Below are 14,723 nucleotides of genomic sequence, written 5' to 3' on the forward strand. Positions count from 1 at the left end.
GATGAGGCTCGCACGCGCGGTCGAGACGTACCTGCGTCACGTCGCGATCGAGCGCGGCCTCTCCGAGCACACCGTCGCCGCCTATCGCCGCGACCTCTCCGGCTACGCGGGATGGCTGCAGGACCGGGGCGTCGAGGATGTCGGCGCCGTCACCGCCGAGCTGGTGGCGGCGTTCGTCGCCGAGCGCGCCTCGGCCGAGCCCCCGCCCGCCGCCACCTCGCTCGCCCGGCTGCAGTCGTCGGTGCGGGGGCTGCATCGCTTCCTCGCGCAGGAGGGGCTGACGGGCGACGATCCGACCAGCCGGCTGCGCCCGCCGAAGACACCGCAGCGACTCCCGAAAGCGCTCACCATCGACCAGGTCGAGACCCTGCTCGACGGCGCCGGCCCGCTCCCCGGGGATGCGGCGGGCGAGACCGGCGAGGGCGGCCTGATCCGGCTGCGCGACCGGGCGCTCCTCGAGCTGCTGTACGCGACCGGAGCCCGCGTGTCGGAGATCGTCCAGCTCGACGTGGACGATCTGGCGCACGGCGACGTGCTGCGCGTGCGCGGGAAGGGCGCGAAGGAGCGCATCGTGCCGGTCGGCTCGTACGCGCGCGCCGCGGTCGACGCCTACCTGGCGCGGGTGCGTCCCGAGCTCGCACGGCGCGGAAAGGCGACGCCGCGACTCTTCCTGGGAGTGCGCGGAGCGCCGTTGTCGCGGCAGAGCGCGTGGCTCATCATCCAGCAGGCGGCAGAGCGCGCCGCGCTGCGCGCACACGTGTCGCCGCATACGCTGCGGCACTCTTTCGCCACGCACCTTCTCCAGGGCGGCGCGGACGTGCGGGTGGTCCAGGAGCTGCTCGGCCACGCGTCGGTCGCGACCACGCAGATCTACACGCACGTCACCGTCGACGCGCTCCGCGACGTGTACGTCACCTCGCACCCTCGCGCGCGCTGATCCCGCGGGTCGCCCAGCCGCCAGGGGACGGGGTTTCTCACGGCCCTTCCGGCTTCCGGCCGCGCCGCCGTGGCGGACACTGGGACCATGACCACCGACCACGCCGCGACGCCGGCTGCTCGCTTCCGGCCCGGGCGGGGGCTCGCCGTGTTCTGGATCGTCGCCGCGCTGCTCGGCTGGGTGGTGTCGTTCCTCCTCTACAAGGAGTACGTCGGGCAGCTCACGGGAGCCGACGCGATCATCTCCTGCGACATCAGCCCCATCGTCACCTGCGGGCCGAATCTGCTCACGCCCGGCGGCAATCTGCTCGGGTTCAGCAACTCGATCATCGGGGTGGTGCTGTTCGTCGGTCCCGTCTACGCCGGGGTCAGCGCGCTCGCCGCCCCGGGCGGGCTGTCGGCCTGGTACTGGCGCACGTTCGCGGCGTTCGTGGGCGCGGCGTTCGTCTTCGTCCATGTGCTCGCCGCGCGCAGCGTGTTCGAGTACGGCTCGCTGTGCCCGTGGTGCATGGTGGTGTGGCTCGTGACGATCCCGCTCTTCTGGTCGGTGCTCGGCTGGACGCTCCGCGACGGCGTGTGGGGGAGAGCCCCCGCGCGGGCGGGCGCGGTCATCCTGTCCTGGCTGCCGCTGATCGTCCTCCTCGACTACCTCGTCATCGCCGTGGCGGCTCAGCTGCGGCTCGACGTGATCGGCAGCCTGTAGCCGCGTTTTTCCCGGCGGACCGGCCCCGACGGCGCCGCGATGCGAGCGGACAATGAGCCCATGGCCGCGACCGCATCCCCTCGTTCGCTCTTTCGACGCCGCCCTCGCCCGGCGGCGTCGAGTGCGCGGGACGGATTCGACTACCTCTCGGCCGACGACGTCTACCTCGACAGCGCCTGCCAGACCCTCCGGCCGCGTCCGGTGATCGATGCCCTGACCACCTACTACACCGAGTACGGGGCATGCGGTGACCGGGTGAGGTACGCGTGGGGGCGACGGGTGGAGGCCGGCGTCTCGGCGACCCGCGATCGGGTGCTCTCCGTGCTCGGGCTGCCGGCCCGCCGGTATGCGTGCGCGTTCACCCTCAACACCACCTACGGCCTGAACCTCCTGCTCCAGCAGCTGCCGGCCGGCCGCTACGGCCGCATCGTCACGACCCACACCGAGCACAATGCGGTCTTCGTGTCCACCATGACCGCGGCACGGCGGCTCGGGATCCCGCGGACGGTCGTCGACCGCGGGGCCGACGGCGCCGTGGATCTCACCGGGCACGATCTCACGGACGCGGTGGTCGTCCTGTCGGCCATGGACAACGTCACGGGCACCGTCACCGCGGACCTGGCCGACCTCGTGGCGGAGGTCCAGCGGCGGGGAGGCATCGTCATCGTCGACGCCGCTCAGGCGGCGCCCCACGCGCTCAGCCGGCTACGGGGCATCACCGCCGACGCGGTCTGCCTCTCGGCGCACAAGATGTACGGACCGTCCCTGGGGGTGGTGGCGGCCACGACCGACCTGCTGATGTCGCTCGACGCCTCCTTCCTCGGGGGCGGCCAGGTCTCCGCGGTCACGCGGGACGACTTCACCCTGCTGAGCGAGCCCCACACGCGACTCGAGCCGGGGCTGCAGGCGTGGGGCGAGGTCATCGCGTTCGGGGCCGCGCTGGAATGGCTGGCACCGCGGCTCGCGGCGATCGAGGAGTCCGAGGCCCGCCTGGCGCAGCGGCTGTTCGACGGGCTCGCCCGCATGCCGCACCTGACCCTGTTCAACACCGCCGCCGCTCCCGTGATCTCCTTCGTCCCCGCGCGGGTCGGCGCCCACCGCCTGGCCGTCTTCCTGTCGCAGGCGGGGATCATGGTCCGCAGCGGGCACTTCTGCGCGCATCACTGGCTGGCCGACCGCCTCGGGATGGAGCCGCTCGTGCGCGTCAGCCTGGGCGCCCACAGCACGGCGGAAGACGTGGACCGCGCCCTCGACGTCACGTCGCGGATGATGCGGGGACTCTGAGATGCTGTGCGTCGTCGCGTTCGTCGTGGTGCTCGTGCTGTCGGCGGTGTCGGCGAGATACCGCAGGCTGCTGGGCAGAGCGTGGGGCTGCGCATGGCGCAAGGTCACCTTCCGGGCGTGCGACACGACGTTCCGCGACGACGTGAAGAGCTCGCTGCTGGCGCCCCTGGCCGTGCGCGCACCGCGGCTCGTCACACCGGCGAGCATCGCGATCGAGGTGACGGCGTGGCTGATGGTCCTCTCGCTCGTGGTGAGCCTGTTCATCCTCGGCCGCAGCGGCCTCAACCTGTTCGTCTACGGCACCTGCGACAAGCAGGACGCGCAGTCCTGCTCGCTGGCGGCGGAGATGTGCTCGATCGATGCGGGGCCCATCGGCTTCTGGGAGTCGATCGGTCAAGGCGACGTGGTCGGCGCCTTCGGCAACGAGTTCGCCTCGCTCGGCGAGACGTTCGCGGCCGTCCCCAGCCGGCTGCGGGACTGGGACGCCGCGGACTACGCCGCCGCGGACGCCACCTACCTGGGCGGCTACACGAGCGGCCTGCCGACGGCGCTCGAGATCATCGACCCCGGCTGCCGCTTCTGCGCGCAGCTGTTCCGCAACATGCGCGAAGGGGGCTTCGATCGCACCCACAACGTCACCTACCTCGTGTACCCGATCGTCACCGACGATGGGCCGCGCTTCGCGAACTCCCCGCTCGTGGCGTCGTATCTGACGGCGATCCGCGCCTACGACGACTCCGCCGGCGGGCCGGCGTCCGGCGCGGACTGGGCGATCCTCGAGACGCTCTTCACACAGCAGAACGCGGACGGTCTCGACTGGCAGATCTGGCTCAACACCGCCTCGGCCACCGAGGCGCGCGCGCAGCTGCACGCCTGGCTCGGCGACGCGGGCTACCGCCCCGAAGAGGTGACGGAGATCGCCGAACTCGCCGCATCGTCCGAGACAGCGCAGACCCTGGCCGAGACCCGCGTCGTCGTGGAGGAGGAGATCCGCACCCTCGCGATCCCGTCGCTGGTCGCGGGCGGGCGCCTGAGGGCCGGACTGGTCGATGTCGACACCCTGCGAGGCATCGACTGACGCCGCCGCGGCTGTGCGAGAATCGAACGCACGCATCAGAGAGCAGGAGTGTCGGTGGCGGACAAGGCGCGGGGGACGAAGAAGGCCTCCCCGGACGAGACCCCGATGGGTCCGACCGGGCGCCCGTATCACGGGTTCCCCACCCCGCCTCAGCTGGACGGGCACGGGCCGGCGCGGATCATTGCGCTGTGCAACCAGAAGGGCGGCGTCGGCAAGACGACGACCACCATCAACCTGGCCGCCTCGCTCGCCCAGTACGGGCGCCGCGTGCTGGCCGTGGACTTCGACCCGCAGGGAGCGCTGTCGGCCGGACTCGGCCTCCAGACCCACGACGTGCCGACCATCTACGATCTGCTGCTGGACACCAAGCGCGATCCTCACGACGTCATCGTCTCCACGTCGGTCGACGGCCTCGACGTCATCCCCGCCAACATCGACCTGTCGGCGGCGGAGGTGCACCTCGTCAACGAGGTCGCCCGTGAGACGATCCTCGCCCGGGTGCTCCGCAAGGTCGCCGGCGAGTACGACGTCATCCTCATCGACTGCCAGCCCTCGCTGGGGCTGCTGACCGTCAACGCCCTCACCGCGAGCCACGGCGTGCTGATCCCGCTCGAGTGCGAGTTCTTCGCGCTGCGCGGCGTCGCGCTGCTGATCGAGACGATCGACAAGGTGCGCGATCGGCTGAACCCCTCGATCACCCTCGACGGCGTGCTGGCGACCATGTACGACCCCCGCACGCTCCACTCGCGCGAGGTGCTCGAGCGCGTCGTGGAGGCCTTCGGCGACGACGTGCTCGAGACCGTCATCGGCCGCACTGTGAAGTTCCCCGACGCGTCGGTCTCCGGCGTGCCGATCACCAAGTTCGCGCCCGAGCATCCGGCCGCCCAGGCCTATCTGCGACTGGCGCGGGAGCTGGTCGCCCGTGGCGCCGTCGCCTGACGAGTCGGTTCCTGAGCCTGTCGACGTCACGGTCCCTGAACCTGTCGAAGGGTTCCGCGTCTCGCTCGCCAACTTCGACGGACCGTTCGACCTTCTGCTCTCGCTGATCTCGCAGCACGAGCTCGACATCACCGAGGTGTCGCTGAGCAAGGTCACCGACGAGTTCATCTCCTACCTCAAGGGTCTCGAGGACGAGGAGGAGCTCGAGCAGGCCTCGGAGTTCCTCGTCGTGGCCGCCACGCTCCTCGACATGAAGGTCGCGGGCCTGCTGCCGCAGGGCGAGCTCGTCGACGCGGAGTCCGTCGCCCTGCTCGAGGCGCGGGACCTGCTGTTCGCGCGGCTCCTCCAATACCGCGCATTCAAAGAGGTGTCGGCGTGGTTCGCGCGGCGCATGCAGCGCGAGGACCGCCGCCATGTGCGCGCCGTGCGCCTCGACGAGCGCTACCGGCGCGCCGTTCCCGAGCTGGTGTGGACGCTGTCGAAGGAGGATTTCGCGGCGCTCGCGATGCTGGCCTTCGCGCCCAAGGAGATCCCGCACGTCGGCCTGGACCATCTGCACGCCCCGCTCATCTCGATCCGCGAGCAGGCCGCGGTCGTCGTCACGCTTCTGCGCGGCGCCGGACAGCTGAACTTCCGCGAGCTGATCGCCGGCGTCGATCAGACCGGCGTGGTCGTCGCCCGCTTCCTGGCCGTGCTGGAGCTGTACCGGCACGCGGCCTTGACCTTCGAGCAGCTCGAACCGCTGGGCGAACTCACCCTGCGCTGGACGGCCGAACGCTGGTCCGAAGAGAACCTCGCCACCTTGGGAGCCGACTATGACCGATGACGTGAACGACCCCTCGACGAGCTCGGGGACCGAGGCGATCGACGGGGAGGCTCCGGCGCGGTCGCAGGACCCCGCCGACGTCGCCCGGCGCCTCGAGGCGATTCTGCTGGTGGTCGACGAGCCCCACAGCCTCGTCGCGCTCGCCGCGGCGGTGGGCTCGCCCGTGCCGGTCGTCCGTCAGGCCGTCGAGGCGCTCGTCGCCGACTACGACGGCGAGAACGGGGGATCGCGCCGCGGATTCGAGTTGCGCGAAGTGGGCGGCGGCTGGCGCCTGTACGTCCGCGAGGAGCACGACGATCTGGTGAGCGAGTTCGTCAACGCGCAGGCTCCGTCGCGCCTGTCGCAGGCGGCCCTCGAGACCCTCGCGGTGATCGCGTACAAGCAGCCCGTCACCCGCAGCCAGGTGGCCTCGATCCGCGCGGTCAACGTCGACTCGGTCGTCCGCACCCTCGTCGCCCGCGGCCTCATCACCGAGCTGTACACCGATCCCGAGACCGGAGCGATCAACTACGGCACCACCGATGCGCTGCTGGTGAACCTCGGCATCAACTCCCTCGACGAGCTGCCGCACATCTCGCCACTGCTCGACGACGGCGCCGAGGGCTTCGAGAGCGAGGTGCTCAGATGAGCGACATCGATCCGACGTCCGAGGGGCGCGAGGACGGCGTGCGCCTGCAGAAGGTGCTCGCCAACGCCGGCGTCGCGTCGCGCCGGGTCAGCGAGCAGTACATCGTGGAAGGGCGCGTGCGCGTCAACGGTGTCGTCGTCACCGAGCTCGGCACGCGCATCGATCCGTCGTCCGACCTCATCGACGTCGACGGGACCGCCATCCAGCTGGACGCCACCAAGCGCTACGTCGTGCTGAACAAGCCCACCGGCGTCGTGTCGTCGATGAAGGACGAGCAGGGGCGCCCGGATCTGCGCCGCTTCACCGCGGACTGGCCCGAACGGCTCTACAACGTCGGCCGGCTCGACGCCGAGACGAGCGGACTGCTCGTCCTCACCAACGACGGCGACCTCGCACACGTCCTCGCGCACCCCTCGTTCGGGGTGACGAAGGTCTACATCGCGAAGGTCGAGGGCCGTGTCACGGCGCAGACCATCGCTCGGCTGACGCGGGGGATCGACCTGGAGGACGGGCCGATCGCCGCCGACAAGGCGCGACTGCTGGATGCCAGCGGGGACACGAGCCTGGTGGAGCTCACGCTCCACTCGGGCCGCAATCGCATCGTCCGGCGCATGATGGCCGCGGTCGGCCACCCGGTGCGCGAGCTCGTCCGCCGTCAGTTCGGGCCGCTGCACCTGGGCACGCTCCCAGCGGGCCGCGCACGGGAGTTGACTACGATGGAACGCGGCGCGCTGCTGACTCTCGCGCGCCAGGCGGCCCCGCCGCCCCACCCCGACGCGACATGAGACCGGAGTAGCGGTGACCGACTCGACCTCTGCGGATGCGCGCGCCCGCGCGGCGCGCACGTCGGGGACGGTCCGCATCGTCGGCGCGGGTCTGCTCGGTTCGAGCATCGGCCACGCGCTGAGCGCCCTGGGCGTCGACGTGGCACTGTCGGACGCGTCGCCCGCTCAGCTGCGTCTGGCGGTGGACTACGGCGCCGGCCGCCCCGCGCGGGACGACGACCGGCCGTCGCTGATCGTGGTCGCCGTTCCGCCGGACGTGACCGCCCACGTCATCGAGCGCGAGCTCACGTCCTTCCCGGGCGTCGTCGTCACCGACGTCGCCAGCGTGAAGCTGGAGCCGCTGCGCGCGCTCCGGGAGCGCGGCATCGACCTCACCCACTACATCGGCTCGCATCCGATGGCCGGTCGCGAGCGCGGGGGCGCGATCTCGGCCCGCGCGGACATCTTCGTCGGCCGCCCCTGGGTCGTGTGCCGCGACGGCGAGACGCCGGCGGCCGACCTCGCGCTGGTGGAGGGCCTCGCGCTCGACCTCGGCGCCACCCCGATCGAGATGACCCCCGACGAGCACGACCGGGCCGTCGCCCTCGTCTCGCACGTGCCGCAGCTGGTGGCCTCGCTCCTCGCGGGGCGCTTCGTCGACGCGCCGGACGGCTCTCTGCGTCTGGCCGGTCAGGGCGTGCGCGACACCACGCGCATCGCGGCGTCCGGCCCCGAGCTGTGGGTCCAGATCCTCGGTGCCAACGCGGCACCGGTCGTCGACGTGCTCGACGCGCTGGCAGGCGATCTCGCCGCCGTCGCCGACGCCCTCCGCGCCCCGGAGTCTCCCGGCGCCCGTCGCGCCGTGGCCGAGACGATCCGTCGCGGCAACGACGGCGTGGAGCGGCTGCCCGGCAAGCACGGGCAGAACCGTCGCTTCGAGCAGCTCGTCGTGATGGTCGACGACACCCCCGGCCAGCTCGGCCGCCTCTTCGGCGAGCTGGGCGAACTCGACGTGAACGTCGAAGACCTGCGCCTGGAGCACTCTCCGGGCGCTCAATTCGGCCTCGCCGACATCAGCGTCGACCCCGCCGTGCTGCGGCACGCGGTCGATGGTCTGGAAGCGCGCGGCTGGAAGATTGCGAGCCTCTCGAATGACTGACCACCACCCGTCCGATTCCGCGGAGGTGCGGGCCGTCGCCATCGACGGACCCGCCGGCAGCGGCAAGTCCAGCGTGTCCAAGCAGGTCGCCCGCCGGCTGGGCTACGGCTACCTCGACACCGGCGCCGCCTACCGGGCCCTGGCCTGGCACGTCCTCGAGCGCGGTGGCGACACCTCGGACGCCGAAGCGGTGCTCGCCGCCGTCGCCGACTTCGACTACGCCATCTCGCTCGACCCCGACGACTACTGGGTGCGCGTCGGCGACGTCGCGGTGACCGACGCGATCCGCGACCCGCGGGTCTCCGGCGCCGTGAGCGGAGTCGCGCGGGTGCCCGCCGTCCGCGAGTCGGTCAATGGGCTCTTCCGCACACTCGTGGCGGATGCCGCCGTCCCGGGGGTCATCGTCGAGGGCCGCGACATCACGACGGTCGTCTTCCCCGACGCGCCGGTGCGGATCCTCCTCACCGCCGCGCCCGAGGTCCGTGCCGCGCGGCGCAGCGCCGAGGTCTCCAGTCAGGACGCCGCGGCCGTCGCCGCCGCGCTGCACCAGCGCGACGCGGCCGATTCGAAGGTCGTCGACTTCCTCACCGCCGCACCGGGCGTGACCGTGGTCGATTCGACCGAGTTGGACTTCGCACAGACCGTCGACGCCGTCCTGGCCGTCGTCGGCGACGGAACGGGAGCGCGCTGATGGCCGCAGTGGACGACGAGTACGAGGGCGGTCCCGACCGTCTCGAGGAGAAGCTCGCGAACCTCGACGAGGAGCTCGCCGAGCAGCGGGCGGCGGCGCTGCGCGCGTCGCTGGCCGATTACGAGCTCGACGAGGAGGACGCCGACCTGCTGGCCGGCTTCACCGCCGGCGGCGAGGTCGTCGAGGTCCTGCCCGCCCTTCCCGTCGTCGCCATCGTCGGGCGCCCCAACGTCGGCAAGTCGGCTCTCGTGAACCGCATCCTCGGACGTCGCGAGGCCGTCGTCGAGGACACCCCCGGCGTCACCCGCGACCGGGTGACGTACAAGGCCGAGTGGATGGATCGCCGGTTCACCCTCGTCGACACCGGCGGGTGGGAGCCCGACGCCCGCGGCATCGACCGCTCCGTGGCCGCGCAGGCCGAGGTCGCGATCGAGCTGTGCGACGTCGTGCTGTTCGTCGTCGACGCCATGGTCGGTGCCACGGCCACCGACGAGCAGGTCGTCCGCCTTCTGCGCAAGGCCGACAAGCCCGTCTTCCTCGTCGCCAACAAGATCGACGATGCACGGCAGGAGCCGGAGGCCGCGGCGCTGTGGAACCTCGGCCTCGGCGAGCCGCACCCCGTCTCGGCGATCCACGGCCGTGGTGTCGCCGACCTGCTCGACGAGATCATGAAGGTGCTGCCGGAGGTCTCGGCCGTCGCCAAGAACGAGCTCGGCGGTCCGCGTCGGGTGGCGATCCTCGGGCGCCCCAACGTGGGCAAGTCGTCGCTGCTGAACAAGGCCGCGGGCGAGGAGCGCGTGGTCGTCAACGATCTCGCCGGCACCACCCGCGACCCCGTCGACGAGATCGTCGAACTCGGCGGCAAGCTGTGGCGGCTGGTGGACACCGCGGGCATCCGCCGGCGCGTGCACCTGCAGCAGGGCGCCGACTTCTACGCGTCGCTGCGGACCTCCGCCGCGCTCGAGAAGGCCGAGGTCGCGGTCGTCGTCCTCGACGTGTCCGAGCCGATCAGCGAGCAGGACGTCCGCATCATCGACCTGGTGCTGGAGTCGGGCCGGGCGCTCGTGCTCGCCTACAACAAGTGGGACCGCCTGAACGACGACGACATGGAGAACATCGACCGTCGCCGCTACCTCGAGCGCGAGATCGAGCAGGATCTCGCCCACGTCGCCTGGGCGCCCCGCGTGAATCTCTCCGCCCGCACCGGACGGCACCTCGACAAGCTCGTTCCGGCGCTCGAGACCGCCCTCGAGTCGTGGGACCAGCGCATCCCCACCGGCAAGTTCAACGCCTTCCTGGCCGAACTCGTCGCCGAGCACCCGCACCCGCTCCGCGGCGGCAAGCAGCCCCGCATCCTCTTCGGGACGCAGGCCTCGACCCGCCCGCCCACCTTCGTGCTGTTCACGACGGGGTTCCTCGACCCCGGCTACCGCCGGTTCATCCAGCGGCGGCTGCGCGAGCTGTTCGGGTTCGAGGGCACGCCGATCGTCACGAACATGCGGGTGCGCGAGCGCCGCCAGCGCTGACCGAACTTCGTTTCGTCTCGCTGCGCTCGCTCAACGACCGGCCGGCTCGCCCCCGGTCGCGACGAGACGAAACGTCGCCCGGTTCGCCCCTCCGGTCGTTGAGCGAGGAGCGCAGCGACGAGACGAAACGTCGTCGCCCTCAGCGGAGCTCGAACGACGCGAAGCGCTCGACCGGCAGCCGATCGAAGTGCAGCTCCGCGGCCGCCTCCGTGATGCGGGGGAGCGGATGCCGGGTCCCCGCATCACGGAACCGCTGCACGGCCCAGCACTCCACGCCCGCGTCGGCGAGGCGGCATCCGAGCTCCTGGAGCCCGTCGTCGTCGATGGCTGCCGGGTGCACGGTGGTGCGCACCTCGTAGCCCAGCGGGTGCTTCGTGCCGGTCCGCAGCAGGTTGTGGGCCAGCACGAGTTCCAGGGACCGCCACGCGTGGTCACCGCTCGGACCCCGGCCGGTGACGCCGGCGTAGTCCTCGCGTGCCGCCTTGATGTCGAGGCCCACCCAGTCCACGTAGGGGAGTGCCTTTGCCAGCAGCGACGGATAGGCGCCGCCCGTGTGCAGGCCGACCTGGAAGCCGAGCGCCCGCGCGATCTGCATCGCCGGGACGAGACCTCTCTGCATCGTGGGCTCGCCGCCGCTGAACACGACGCCGTCGAGCAGCCCCATGCGGTCGCAGAGGAGATCGGTGACGTCGCTCCAGCTCAGCACCGTCTCGGCGCGCGGGTCGATCAGGGCCGGGTTGTGGCAGTAGAAGCAGTCCCACGGGCAGCCCTGCAGGAACACCGTGGCGACCAGCATGTCCGGCCAGTCCACGGTCGAGAACGGTGTGAGCCCCGCGATCCTCAGATCGTAGGGAGCAGAGGGCGATCGCTCCATGATTCCTCCTCGACGGCGTCGGCGATGAAGTGGCGTCGCTCTTCAGCTTCGCCCTTCTTGCCGATGTTGAACGAGGCGATCGGCCGGAAGTAACCCATGACGCGCGTCCAGACCTCGCACTCGCGGCCGCAGTCCGGGCACACCGCGTGCTCCCCGGAGCGGTACCCGTGCGTGGGGCAGATCGAGAACGTCGGCGTGACCGTGATGTACGGCAGTCGGAACCGTTCGAGAGACCGGCGCACGAACTGCCTGCACGCGGCTGCCGACGACATCGCCTCGCCGAGGTAGAGGTGGAGGACCGTGCCGCCGGTGTACTTGGCCTGCAGCGGCTCCTGCATCTCCATCGCCAGGAACGGGTCGGAGGTGTAGCCGACCGGCAGCTGGGACGAGTTCGTGTAGTACGGCTGCGCCGGTGTTCCCGCGTGGAGGAGGCCGGCATCGCCGAACCGTGCGATGTCCTCCTTCGCGAACCGATAGGTGGTGCCCTCGGCGGGAGTGGCCTCGAGGTTGAACATGTGGCCGGTGGATTCCTGGAACTCGACCATGCGCGCGCGGACGTGGTCGAGCAGGCGGGTCGCCAGGGCGGCGCCTGCCTCGGTGGTGATGTCGTCGGCGTCTCGGGTGAGGTTGCGCACGTACTCGTTGATGCCGTTCACGCCGATCGTCGAGAAGTGGTTGTCGAAGGTGCCCAGGTAGCGCTTCGAGTAGGGGAACAGGCCGCCCTCCAGGTGCTCGGTGACGACGGCGCGCTTGGCGACCAGGCTGTCGCGCGCGATCTCGAGCAGCGCGTCGAGTCGGGCGAGCGCTGCCGTCTCGTCGCCGGAGTGCACGAAGCCGAGCCGTGCGCAGTTGATCGTGACGACGCCGATCGATCCCGTCTGCTCGGCCGAGCCGAACAGCCCGTTGCCGCGCTTGAGCAGCTCCGTGAGGTCGAGCTGCAGGCGGCAGCACATGGAGCGGATCATGTGCGGGTCGAGGTCGGAGTTGACGAAGTTCTGGAAGTAGGGGAGGCCGTACTTCGCGGTCATCGCGAAGAGCGCCTCGACGTGGGGACCGTCCCAGTCGAAGTCGCGGGTGATGTTGTACGTCGGGATGGGGAAGGTGAACGCGCGGCCGTCGGCGTCTCCCGCCGTCATCACCTCGATGAAGGCGCGGTTGATGAGTCCCATCTCCTCGGACAGGTCGCCGTACGCGAACGGCTGAACCGACCCGCCTACGAGCGGATGCTGCGCGGCGAGGTCGTCAGGGCACACCCAGTCGAAGGTGAGGTTGGTGAACGGCGTCTGCGTTCCCCACCGCGACGGGACGTTGAGGTTGAAGATGAACTCCTGCATCGCCTGGTGCACCTGCGCGTAGTCCAGTCCGTCGATGCGCACGTACGGCGCGAGGTACGTGTCGAAGGAGCTGAACGCCTGCGCGCCCGCCCATTCGTTCTGGAGGGTTCCCAGGAAGTTGACGAGCTGCCCCAGAGCGCTGGAGAAGTGCTTGGGCGGCGCGGAGGAGATCTTGCCCGCGACGCCGTTGAAGCCCTGCTCGAGCACCATGCGCAGGGACCACCCGGCGCAGTACCCCGCGAACACGTCGAGGTCGTGGATGTGGAGATCGCCGTCGCGGTGCGCGGCGCCCGCCTCCGGCGCGTAGACCTCGTCGAGCCAGTAGTTCGCGATGAGCTTGCCGGCGGAGTTGAGGATCATGCCGCCCAGCGAATAGCCCTGGTTCGCGTTGGCATTGACGCGCCAGTCGGCGCGCGACAGGTACTCGTCGACGGTCTCGGAGACGGTGACGGTGCGCGGGGTGGGCCGGGAAGACATGGGGGTTCCTCTCTCAGAAGACGAGCGGCGATCTCTCGCCGAATGTGGTCTGACCACCATATGTAGTGGTTGTTGGCTTCGTCGAGTACACATATGGCGTGTCGCAAGGAATCTCGCTTGCCTATTGCGACACGCAGGCGGCCGGGGTCGCATCGTGTGCGAAGGTGGGGGGATGACGATCGTGCCCCCCGCACCCGGAGAGCCGCGCCGGCCCTCGGGGCCGCGCGATCCCGGCGACGCGTGGGTGGTCGCCCCGGACGGCACGCAGTACTGGGGCCGCTTCGGTGCGGCGGGGCTGCTCGCCCTTGATCCGGCACGGGGGACGCGCGGGTCCGTCCTGCTCCAGCATCGGGTCTCGTGGAGCCATCACGGCGACACCTGGGCGCTCCCGGGCGGCGCTCGTCATGAGGGCGAGTCGGCCTGCGACGGCGCACTGCGCGAGTCCGCCGAAGAAGCGGGTGTCCCGGCCGACGCCGTCCACCCGCGCCTCATCAGTGTCTTCGACGTGGGCATCTGGACGTACAGCACCGTCGTCGCCGACGTCACGACGCCCTTCGAAGCGGTGATCAGCGACCCCGAGAGCCGCGAGCTCTCCTGGGTGCCGGTGGAGTCCGTCACCGACTACCCGTTGCATCCGGGCTTCGCCGCCTCGTGGCGCAACCTGCTTCCCCTCCTCGATGTGCGGCCGGTGCTCGTCGTGGATGCCGCGAACGTCGTCGGCTCCGTCCCCGACGGCTGGTGGAAGGACCGCGCCGGCGCTGCGTCCGGTCTGCTCGCGCGATTGGCCGAACTGGCCGGAGACGGCATAGACGGCGCCGCGCTCGGGCTTCCCGAGGACCGCTGGTATCCCGAGATCGTGGCGGTGCTGGAGGGCGAGGCGAGGGCTGCCGCGGAGGTCGACGGGGTGACGGTGGTGCGCGCGGACGCGCACGGCGACGACGCGATCGTCGACCAGGCGAAGGGACTGGCGGCGGCGGGCCGCCGCGTCACCGCGGTGACGAGCGACCGCGGCCTGGCTTCGCGTCTGACCGAGGGCCCGGGCGTCGCCGTGGAGCCCGTCTCGTGGCTGCGGGCACTGCTCTGACGCCGAGACGGCGCACACGCACCCGCACGGCGACGGGGCGGCGCATCGCTGCGGCTTCCGCGCTCGCATCGGCGGTGGCGGTCGGGCTGTTCGTCCATCTGCGGCTCACGGGCGTCGGAGGCGACATCGCAGGCGACGTGCTGTACGCGGTGGCCGTCTATGCGGGACTCGTGGCGGTCGCGCCGCGGCTGTCGTCGCCGGTCGTCGCGGCGATCGCTGGGGCGTGGTGCGTCGGGGTCGAGCTGTTCCAGCTCACGGGACTGCCCGCGCAGTGGGGCGCGGGGTTCGGACCGGCCATGCTCGTGCTCGGCACCGTGTTCGACCCGCGCGACCTGGTCGTCTACGTGGCGACGGTCGCCATCGCAGCGGTGACGGATGTGGTCGCGCGCCGGGCGGCCGCACGGCCCGCTCGCGGCTGAG

The 14,723-nt window shown here is 71.1% G+C and carries 15 protein-coding genes; 13 read left to right on the plus strand and 2 right to left on the minus strand.

The genetic code is table 11. The features are described from left to right. Window position 1 precedes the first annotated feature (1 nt). The 11 genes from xerD (at window position 2) to der (ending at window position 10,534) form a co-directional block, all read left to right on the plus strand. Window positions 2-937, plus strand: coding sequence for a site-specific tyrosine recombinase XerD (gene xerD / locus QQZ13_RS11825; protein WP_284529389.1), 936 nt, complete (start codon window positions 2-4; stop codon window positions 935-937). 87 nt (window positions 938-1,024) lie between these two features. After that, window positions 1,025-1,639: a vitamin K epoxide reductase family protein gene (locus QQZ13_RS11830; RefSeq protein ID WP_284529390.1), complete on the plus strand. Its 615-nt coding sequence runs from the start codon at window positions 1,025-1,027 to the stop codon at window positions 1,637-1,639. Between the two features lie 60 nt (window positions 1,640-1,699). Further along, window positions 1,700-2,923, plus strand: coding sequence for an aminotransferase class V-fold PLP-dependent enzyme (locus QQZ13_RS11835; RefSeq protein ID WP_284529391.1), 1,224 nt, complete (start codon window positions 1,700-1,702; stop codon window positions 2,921-2,923). A 1-nt stretch (window position 2,924) separates the two neighbouring features. Continuing rightward, the gene (locus QQZ13_RS11840) at window positions 2,925-4,001 is read left to right on the plus strand and encodes a hypothetical protein (protein WP_284529392.1); all 1,077 of its coding nucleotides are present in this window, start codon (window positions 2,925-2,927) and stop codon (window positions 3,999-4,001) included. Between the two features lie 105 nt (window positions 4,002-4,106). After that, window positions 4,107-4,940, plus strand: a complete 834-nt coding sequence (locus QQZ13_RS11845) for a ParA family protein (RefSeq protein WP_284529597.1) — start codon at window positions 4,107-4,109, stop codon at window positions 4,938-4,940. Continuing rightward, on the plus strand, window positions 4,924-5,766 hold the full coding sequence (locus QQZ13_RS11850) for a ScpA family protein (RefSeq protein ID WP_284529394.1): 843 nt from the start codon (window positions 4,924-4,926) through the stop codon (window positions 5,764-5,766). Before QQZ13_RS11845 ends, QQZ13_RS11850 begins: the two co-directional genes overlap by 17 nt. Beyond that, window positions 5,756-6,394, plus strand: a complete 639-nt coding sequence (gene scpB / locus QQZ13_RS11855) for an SMC-Scp complex subunit ScpB (RefSeq protein WP_284529395.1) — start codon at window positions 5,756-5,758, stop codon at window positions 6,392-6,394. Before QQZ13_RS11850 ends, scpB begins: the two co-directional genes overlap by 11 nt. Then, the gene (locus tag QQZ13_RS11860) at window positions 6,391-7,179 is read left to right on the plus strand and encodes a pseudouridine synthase (protein ID WP_284529396.1); all 789 of its coding nucleotides are present in this window, start codon (window positions 6,391-6,393) and stop codon (window positions 7,177-7,179) included. The genes scpB and QQZ13_RS11860 overlap by 4 nt, the downstream gene beginning before the upstream one ends. 13 nt (window positions 7,180-7,192) lie before the next feature. Beyond that, the gene (locus tag QQZ13_RS11865; RefSeq protein ID WP_284529397.1) at window positions 7,193-8,317 is read left to right on the plus strand and encodes a prephenate dehydrogenase; all 1,125 of its coding nucleotides are present in this window, start codon (window positions 7,193-7,195) and stop codon (window positions 8,315-8,317) included. Beyond that, window positions 8,310-9,008 (plus strand): (d)CMP kinase, encoded by a 699-nt coding sequence (gene cmk / locus QQZ13_RS11870; protein ID WP_284529399.1) that lies wholly within the window; start codon window positions 8,310-8,312, stop codon window positions 9,006-9,008. Before QQZ13_RS11865 ends, cmk begins: the two co-directional genes overlap by 8 nt. Beyond that, the gene (gene der / locus QQZ13_RS11875; protein WP_284529401.1) at window positions 9,008-10,534 is read left to right on the plus strand and encodes a ribosome biogenesis GTPase Der; all 1,527 of its coding nucleotides are present in this window, start codon (window positions 9,008-9,010) and stop codon (window positions 10,532-10,534) included. Before cmk ends, der begins: the two co-directional genes overlap by 1 nt. A 139-nt stretch (window positions 10,535-10,673) precedes the next feature. Here the strand turns inward: der and QQZ13_RS11880 are convergent, their stop codons facing one another. After that, the gene (locus tag QQZ13_RS11880) at window positions 10,674-11,408 is read right to left on the minus strand and encodes an anaerobic ribonucleoside-triphosphate reductase activating protein (RefSeq protein ID WP_284529402.1); all 735 of its coding nucleotides are present in this window, start codon (window positions 11,406-11,408) and stop codon (window positions 10,674-10,676) included. Then, complete coding sequence (locus QQZ13_RS11885) at window positions 11,375-13,219, minus strand: ribonucleoside triphosphate reductase (protein ID WP_284529403.1); 1,845 nt, start codon at window positions 13,217-13,219, stop codon at window positions 11,375-11,377. The genes QQZ13_RS11880 and QQZ13_RS11885 overlap by 34 nt, the downstream gene beginning before the upstream one ends. A gap of 172 nt (window positions 13,220-13,391) precedes the next feature. On the opposite strand from QQZ13_RS11885, the gene QQZ13_RS11890 reads away from it, so the two are divergent. After that, window positions 13,392-14,303, plus strand: a complete 912-nt coding sequence (locus QQZ13_RS11890) for an NUDIX domain-containing protein (RefSeq protein WP_284529405.1) — start codon at window positions 13,392-13,394, stop codon at window positions 14,301-14,303. Further along, window positions 14,282-14,722, plus strand: coding sequence for a DUF2809 domain-containing protein (locus tag QQZ13_RS11895; RefSeq protein ID WP_284529406.1), 441 nt, complete (start codon window positions 14,282-14,284; stop codon window positions 14,720-14,722). The genes QQZ13_RS11890 and QQZ13_RS11895 overlap by 22 nt, the downstream gene beginning before the upstream one ends. Window position 14,723 lies beyond the last annotated feature (1 nt).

This window comes from Microbacterium sp. T2.11-28, assembly GCF_950097975.1.
In the GTDB taxonomy this organism is placed as follows: Bacteria; Actinomycetota; Actinomycetes; order Actinomycetales; family Microbacteriaceae; genus Microbacterium.

Coding starts and splice junctions, on each gene's coding strand:
- QQZ13_RS11885 (WP_284529403.1), bottom strand. CDS start 13,219: ATGTCTTCCCGGCCCACCCCGCGCACCGTCACCGTCTCCGAGACCGTC.
- QQZ13_RS11835 (WP_284529391.1), top strand. CDS start 1,700: ATGGCCGCGACCGCATCCCCTCGTTCGCTCTTTCGACGCCGCCCTCGC.
- QQZ13_RS11880 (WP_284529402.1), bottom strand. CDS start 11,408: ATGGAGCGATCGCCCTCTGCTCCCTACGATCTGAGGATCGCGGGGCTC.
- xerD (WP_284529389.1), top strand. CDS start 2: ATGAGGCTCGCACGCGCGGTCGAGACGTACCTGCGTCACGTCGCGATC.
- QQZ13_RS11840 (WP_284529392.1), top strand. CDS start 2,925: ATGCTGTGCGTCGTCGCGTTCGTCGTGGTGCTCGTGCTGTCGGCGGTG.
- cmk (WP_284529399.1), top strand. CDS start 8,310: ATGACTGACCACCACCCGTCCGATTCCGCGGAGGTGCGGGCCGTCGCC.
- der (WP_284529401.1), top strand. CDS start 9,008: ATGGCCGCAGTGGACGACGAGTACGAGGGCGGTCCCGACCGTCTCGAG.
- QQZ13_RS11830 (WP_284529390.1), top strand. CDS start 1,025: ATGACCACCGACCACGCCGCGACGCCGGCTGCTCGCTTCCGGCCCGGG.
- scpB (WP_284529395.1), top strand. CDS start 5,756: ATGACCGATGACGTGAACGACCCCTCGACGAGCTCGGGGACCGAGGCG.
- QQZ13_RS11845 (WP_284529597.1), top strand. CDS start 4,107: ATGGGTCCGACCGGGCGCCCGTATCACGGGTTCCCCACCCCGCCTCAG.
- QQZ13_RS11890 (WP_284529405.1), top strand. CDS start 13,392: ATGACGATCGTGCCCCCCGCACCCGGAGAGCCGCGCCGGCCCTCGGGG.
- QQZ13_RS11860 (WP_284529396.1), top strand. CDS start 6,391: ATGAGCGACATCGATCCGACGTCCGAGGGGCGCGAGGACGGCGTGCGC.